This is a genomic window from Hydrogenophaga sp. (assembly GCF_025699295.1).
Taxonomy (GTDB): Bacteria; Pseudomonadota; Gammaproteobacteria; order Burkholderiales; family Burkholderiaceae_C; genus Hydrogenophaga.
Genome location: NZ_JAILWB010000036.1, coordinates 1 through 6,083, shown reverse-complemented (window position 1 = coordinate 6,083; position 6,083 = coordinate 1). Strand labels below are relative to the sequence as shown.

The window sequence follows — 6,083 nt, the reverse complement described above, 5'->3', positions numbered from 1 at the left end:
CCATGACCCTTCAGCCCTTCCAGCCCGACACCGCGCCCGACCTGGTCGACCAGGTCTACCGCGTGCTGCTCGACGCCATCAGCGACGGCTCGCTGGCCCCCGGGCAGCGCATCACGCAGGATGAACTCGCCGTGCAGCTGGCGGTCTCCCGCCAGCCGGTCATGCAGGCGCTTCGGCTGCTGAAGAAGGACGGTTTCGTGCAGGACGCGCCATTGACGACCGGCCCCGCAGGCCGCAGCCGGGGTCTGCAGGTCACGCCGCTGGACACCGGCTGGATTGCCCAGGTGTACGAGGTGCGGGGCGCGCTCGACAGCCTGGCCGTGCGGCTGGCGGCCGAGCGCCGCACGGTGCTCGACCCCGCCCTGCTCACGCGCGGCCGTGCCGCGGTGAAGCGCGGCGACATCAAGGCCATGATCGACGCCGACCTGGCCTTCCACACCGCGCTGTACCGCGCGGCGCAAAACCCGCTCATCGAGCAGAGTGCCCTGCTGCACTGGCACCACATCCGCCGCGCCATGGGTGCGGCCCTGCAGACGGCACTGCTGCGCGAACCCGTATGGGACGAGCACGAAGCCATTGCGCGAGCCGTGGCGCGGGGCGACGTGGCACGCGCCATGACCCTGATGCAGGAGCACGGCAGCCAGGCCAGCCACGTGCTGAGCACCCAGCTGAATGCCCGGACCCGAGCACCCGACGACAGCCCCCACCCGCTGGCGAGCACGACCCGCACCCGACAACTCCGTGGACATCGGCTACCTGCGTAGCCGACCCACTTGCACGCGGTTTCCGGGCCTGGCCCGGAAACCGCCTTTTTTTGCCCTACATTGAATCCATCCGGCAGCCGCCGGGACCTACCCTCTCTGATCCAGCAGGCCCTTGCGTGAACACCTCCTCCAACCCCACCACCGGTTCGCTGTCCTCCCTGCACGTGGCCGTTCTCGGCATCGGCATGATGGGTTTTCCCATGGCCCGCCGCCTGTGCGAGGCCGGTTGCCAGGTCAGCGTGTGGAACCGTTCGCGCAGCAAGGCCGAGCGCCTGCAGCCGCTGGGCGCGACCGTGGCCGACACACCCGCCCAGGCCGTGGCCAGCGCCGATGTGGTGATCACGCTGCTGGAACACGGCGGCGTGGTGGAGGACGTGCTGTTCCAGCAAGGCACCACCGACGGCCTGCGCGCGGGTGCCGTGGTGGTGGACATGTCCTCGATCCAGCCGCGCCAGGCGCGCGACCATGCGGCGCGGCTGGCGGCGCTGGGCGTGCACCACCTCGACGCGCCCGTCTCGGGCGGCACGGTCGGCGCCGAAGAGGGCACGCTGGCCATCATGGCCGGTGGCAAGCCGGCCGACTTCGAGCGCGTGCGCCCGCTCTTCGAGATACTGGGCAAGCCCGTACACGTGGGCCCGCATGGCGCCGGCCAGCTCGCCAAGCTGGCCAACCAGATGATCGTGGGCATCACCATCGGCGCGGTCGCCGAGGCGTTGCTGCTGTGCGAGAAGGGTGGCGCCGACATGGCCCGGGTCAAGGAGGCCATCACCGGTGGCTTCGCCGACAGCCGCATCCTGCAGGTGCACGGCCAGCGCATGATCGAGCGCGACTTCACCAAGCGCGGTGCCGTCGCCGTGCAGCTCAAGGACATGCGCAACGCCCTGACCACCGCGAGCGAGATCGGCTTCGAGGCCCCCATCACGCAACTGTTCGAACAACTGTTCGCCCAGGCCGCCGATCACGGCCTCGCCGACCTGGACCACTCGGCCCTCTTCGTCGAACTCGCCAGCCGCAACGGCATGACCTGAAGCACCGCTTCTTTGCTGACATTTCAGCCCATGGGGACGTGGCTCAGCAGGGAGAGCGTCGCGTTCGCAATGCGAAGGTCGGAGCTCGATCCTCCTCGTCTCCACCAGCTCGAAACCGGTGCCCGGCACTGCGGCAACCGGCCAGGGCTTGTGTTCTCCAGCACACAGGTGGTGCCGGGGTTGAGCGTGCTGACGGATCAGTGACGTTCCCCGCAGTGCGGTTAGCGAGACATCCGACCGGGTGAGGCCTCGATTCACGTCGATGACACTTCGCCACGCTAGCGTGGTCGCATGGAACTCCCGAACGCACGACCATCCCTGATCGCCAGCGCCGAAGCTTCGCCCGCCTCCTGGGGCCTGCGGCGCGTGGACGTGTGGCTCTTCCAGTGGATGGACGCGGGCCGTGGCGCGCAGCGCCAGCGGCTCGCCGTCGCCAAGGCAATGGCGCGCAGGGGCTGAGCGCCAACCACCTCGATCACGGTTCGCGCTCGGGCTTTCCCAGCACGCATGCCGCCGTCATGAGCACGGCGGTCGGTTTCATGGCGGTCGCCATTCCCGTCTGGTCCCTGATCGCTGCCATGGCCACCGTGACCCTGTGCACCAGTTGGGCACGCGTCCACGCCGGTGCGCATTTCCCTTCGGACGTGCTCGCGGGCCTCGTCGGTGGCGCGGCGCTCGGCGCCCTCGTCGCGCTGCAGCTGATCTGAGACCGACACACCATCCCGGCGGCGTGACACGCGCCACCGTGACGAATGCATGACAACGCCGAGACACGCCTGAGTCGCCGGCTTGCCGCGCGCGCCTCAGCGGCTCGCGGCTTCCTCGATCACCTGCCCCTCGTCGGCGGCGCGCAGCGGCCCGGCGAGCGCGGCCTTCGCCGACAGCGTCAGCGGACCGAACCAGGCGTGCACCTTCTCGCGCGTGTTGTTGGAATCGGTCATGACGCCAATGGCCACCAGGCGGCCCGGGGCCTCGCCGAACACCTGGCGGTAGTCGGCGTCGATGTCGCGCTCCATGTCCACCCACTGATTCAGGCGCCGCGGCCCGGACTCCACCACCAGTTTGCGGATGCGTTGCGTGTGCGGGTTGGGGATCACGCTGCCCACCGGGTAGCGGTGGTCCCACACATACATCAGCGTGGCGTACGGCAAGGGCTCGCCGGTGACCAGCTGGACGATTTCGGAGAGCATGTGGTCGCGCGCGGCCATGCGGCTGCGGTCGCCCTCGAAGGCCAGGATCACGCGCACCACGGCGTCGTCGATGTCGGCCTCGCGCAGATCGGCCCGCTCGTTGAGCGCGGGTACGAACCAGGAGAACGACAGCCATGGCGCCGCCGCCACGTCTTGTGCCGCCAGCGCCATGCGCAGCGTGCTGTTGCCCGCGTCGCTGCGCGCCAGAAGGGCCGGGCGTCCCTGGTGCACCGTGGGGCTGTAGCGCGTGGGCTTCTGGTGGCCAAAGCGCAGGTGGTTCCAGGTACCGGGGGAAGCCGGCCCCGCGATGTGCACCGCCCGCGCCCAGGCCGAGTCGGGCAGGGCGAGGCCATCCCCGTCGTCCGTGGGCAACGACGCGCAGGCGGCCAGCAGCACGCAGGCCATCAAGGCCAGTGCACCGGTTCGAAGGGTGGGGACACGACGCCCGGAATCGGAAGCATGGCGCATGGGGCGTGGCGGTTGTTTCGCTGCGTGCACTGTCACGCGCTCAGGTGACAGCGTGTTGACACGCGCGCGCAACGACAAACGCAACGGCATGACCTGAAGCACCGCAGCTTTGCTAACATTTCAGCCCGTGGGGACGTAGCTCAGCTGGGAGAGCGTCGCGTTCGCAATGCGAAGGTCGGGAGTTCGATCCTCCTCGTCTCCACCAGCTTCTTTCTTTCCCCTGCGCCGCCAAGCCAGAGGACGTCAATGTTCTGACGACTGACGGCCAGGGCAAGACATCCGCTACGCCACGCTGGCCTGCGCCGCCGCCCAGAAACCCTCGGCGGCTTTTCCCGCGTTCGCGCGGTAGCGATAAAGGCGGATGTCCAGATCGAGATGCCATTCGGCGGCAGCGGCAATGACGAGCCGGCCGCGTTCCAGATCGTCGCCCACGAGCAGTCTGGGAAGCCATGCCAACCCTCTTCCGTCCAGTGCCATGGTCCGCAGCACGGAAGCCAGGTGGGCGGTGAGCACGTACTGGTGATGAAGTCGCTCGATGGCGGGTCCTTTGAGCGCTCTCAGGATGCGCCCCAGACCCGATACCTGGCTATAGCCCAGCAAGTGGATGGTTGCACCGGCGTTCCCACCCTCCAGTCTGTGCATCGGCGCTCCCTTTCCGTCAGGTGCCGACACCGGCACGAGCTGATCTTTCCCGACCAGCAGGCTTGGAAAGCTCGCGTCGTCCAGCGGGCCACGTGCGCTGGCGTGCGCATGCGCCAGCATGAAGTGCACCTCACTTTGGGCGAGCAAGCCTTCGCATTTCAGCTGCACGTCCGAAACCAGTTGAATCGGTCCCATCGTGGCGTGCGCCTCCAGCGCCCGAAGCCAGTGCGGCAGAAAGGTGAATGACAGCGCGTGTGTCGAGGCGAATCGAAGGGTCGATGAATTCGCTTCGGCCACAGCGCGCGCCTCACCGGGAATGGCGGCGACCCGCGCTTGCAGATCCTGCGCGGCAATGCGAAACCATTCCCCGACTTCAGTGACCCGTGCCGGCTGCGAGCTGCGGTCAAACAGCTCCGCGCCCAGCCATTCCTCCAGCGCACGGATGCGCCGGCTGAACGCCGGCTGGGTCATGTGCCGTTCTTCAGCGGCGCGCGAGAAGTTCCCGGTGGCGGCCAGTGCGTTGAAGTCATCAACCCAGGACAGGTTCATCGTCATGACGGTGCTTTCAAAACATCAAAGGCAAGAAAAACGGCATTGGGCAAACGTCTGATCCAGACGGATCATTGGTCTCTTTACCGCAGGAGACCCTTCGTGAAGATCGTCGAGATCCGAGAAAAAACCCTTCCCATCAGCTCGCCGATTCGCAACGCGTACATCGACTTTAGCAAGATGACCCTGAGCCTCGTCGCGGTGATCACCGATGTGATTCGCGACGGCAAACCGGTCGTTGGCTACGGGTTCAACTCCAATGGCCGCTACGGCCAGGGCAAGCTCATGCGCGAGCGCTTCATCCCTCGCGTGATGGAAGCCACCCCTGACGCGCTGATCGACGACAGTGGAAAAAACCTGGATCCGCACAGGATCTGGAACACCATGTTCACGAACGAAAAACCGGGCGGTCACGGTGAACGTTCGGTGGCCATCGGCACCATCGACATGGCGGTCTGGGACGCAGTGGCCAAGATTGAAGGCGTTCCCCTGTTCCAGTTGCTTGCCAATCGCTACGGCAATGGCACGGCCAACCGCAAGATCTTTGTCTATGCCGCCGGCGGCTACTACTACCCGGGGCAGGACCACAACAAGCTCAAGGACGAGATGCGCAGCTACATCGACCGTGGCTACACGGTGGTGAAGAAGAAGATCGGTGGCGCTTCGCTCGATGAGGATCTGCGCCGCATCGACTCGATCATGGAGGTGCTGCAGGACGGCCAGAAGCTGTGCGTGGACGCCAATGGCCGCTTCGATCTGGACACCGCGATCCAGTACGCCAAGGCCCTGTCGCAGTACGACCTGTTCTGGTACGAAGAGCCCGGCGATCCGCTGGACTTCGAGCTGCAGGCCACGCTGCGCAACTACTACAAGAACCCCATGGCCACGGGTGAAGACCTGTTCTCCATGCAGGACGCCCGCAACCTCATCCGCTACGGCGGCATGCGCCCCGACCGCGACTGGCTCCAGTTCGACTGCGCGCTGAGCTACGGCCTGGTGGAGTACCTGCGCACACTGGACATGCTCAAGGAGCACGGCTGGTCGGCCAGCCGCTGCATCCCGCACGGCGGCCACCAGATGTCGCTCAACATCGCCGCTGGCCTGGGCCTGGGCGGCAACGAGAGCTACCCGGATCTGTTCCAGCCTTTCGGTGGCTTCCCCGACGGTGTGAAGGTGGAGAACAGCCACGTCATGCTGCCCGAGCTGCCCGGCATCGGCTTCGAGGGCAAGGCAGACCTCATCAAAGTGATGCGCGAGCTCTCGGCATGAGTGCCTATGCCGCCGCAGAAGGGAGTGCTCTGCATCGAGCCGCCGCGCGTGGTGCGCTGGCCGAATGCGAGCAACTTCTGGTTGCCGGTGGCCCGATGCCTTCTTTCACCGGGAAGCCGCCTTGAGCGGTCCCCATTTCGCACGCCGCTCGAACGGCAATTTCCCTCAGACCA

At 66.7% G+C, this 6,083-nt stretch carries 7 protein-coding genes and 2 tRNA genes; 7 read left to right on the top strand and 2 right to left on the bottom strand.

Annotated features, from left to right (window positions below; all coding sequences use genetic code 11):
- The first annotated feature begins 2 nt into the window (after positions 1–2).
- The 5 genes from K5880_RS23005 to K5880_RS22985 all read left to right on the top strand — a co-directional run bounded on the left by K5880_RS23005 (position 3) and on the right by K5880_RS22985 (position 2,499).
- Positions 3–764: a GntR family transcriptional regulator gene (locus K5880_RS23005; protein ID WP_297658292.1), complete on the top strand. Its 762-nt coding sequence runs from the start codon at positions 3–5 to the stop codon at positions 762–764.
- A gap of 116 nt (positions 765–880) precedes the next feature.
- Positions 881–1,792, top strand: coding sequence for an NAD(P)-dependent oxidoreductase (locus tag K5880_RS23000; protein WP_297658289.1), 912 nt, complete (start codon positions 881–883; stop codon positions 1,790–1,792).
- A 32-nt stretch (positions 1,793–1,824) separates the two neighbouring features.
- A tRNA-Ala gene (locus tag K5880_RS22995) sits at positions 1,825–1,899 on the top strand.
- Between the two features lie 184 nt (positions 1,900–2,083).
- On the top strand, positions 2,084–2,251 hold the full coding sequence (locus tag K5880_RS22990) for a hypothetical protein (protein WP_297658286.1): 168 nt from the start codon (positions 2,084–2,086) through the stop codon (positions 2,249–2,251).
- Entirely contained in the window at positions 2,179–2,499 is a 321-nt protein-coding gene (locus tag K5880_RS22985; protein WP_297658283.1) for a phosphatase PAP2 family protein, read from the top strand. Before K5880_RS22990 ends, K5880_RS22985 begins: the two co-directional genes overlap by 73 nt.
- A gap of 96 nt (positions 2,500–2,595) precedes the next feature.
- On the opposite strand, the gene K5880_RS22980 is transcribed toward K5880_RS22985, so the two are convergent.
- Complete coding sequence (locus K5880_RS22980; RefSeq protein ID WP_297658281.1) at positions 2,596–3,450, bottom strand: DUF3047 domain-containing protein; 855 nt, start codon at positions 3,448–3,450, stop codon at positions 2,596–2,598.
- 129 nt (positions 3,451–3,579) lie between these two features.
- On the opposite strand from K5880_RS22980, the gene K5880_RS22975 reads away from it, so the two are divergent.
- A tRNA-Ala gene (locus K5880_RS22975) sits at positions 3,580–3,655 on the top strand.
- Between the two features lie 77 nt (positions 3,656–3,732).
- On the opposite strand, the gene K5880_RS22970 is transcribed toward K5880_RS22975, so the two are convergent.
- Complete coding sequence (locus K5880_RS22970) at positions 3,733–4,647, bottom strand: LysR family transcriptional regulator (RefSeq protein WP_297658278.1); 915 nt, start codon at positions 4,645–4,647, stop codon at positions 3,733–3,735.
- Between the two features lie 96 nt (positions 4,648–4,743).
- Between K5880_RS22970 and K5880_RS22965 the strand changes: the two genes are divergently transcribed.
- Positions 4,744–5,910 carry a mandelate racemase/muconate lactonizing enzyme family protein gene (locus tag K5880_RS22965; protein WP_297658276.1) on the top strand — a complete coding sequence of 389 codons (1,167 nt, stop codon included), beginning with the start codon at positions 4,744–4,746 and terminating at the stop codon, positions 5,908–5,910.
- The last annotated feature ends 173 nt before the right edge of the window (positions 5,911–6,083 follow it).

What these genes read in the sequence shown, in the direction of transcription:
- K5880_RS23005 (WP_297658292.1), top strand. Translation starts at nt 3, where the DNA reads ATGACCCTTCAGCCCTTCCAGCCCGACACCGCGCCCGACCTGGTCGAC.
- K5880_RS22990 (WP_297658286.1), top strand. Translation starts at nt 2,084, where the DNA reads ATGGAACTCCCGAACGCACGACCATCCCTGATCGCCAGCGCCGAAGCT.
- K5880_RS22980 (WP_297658281.1), bottom strand. Translation starts at nt 3,450, where the DNA reads ATGCGCCATGCTTCCGATTCCGGGCGTCGTGTCCCCACCCTTCGAACC.
- K5880_RS22970 (WP_297658278.1), bottom strand. Translation starts at nt 4,647, where the DNA reads ATGACGATGAACCTGTCCTGGGTTGATGACTTCAACGCACTGGCCGCC.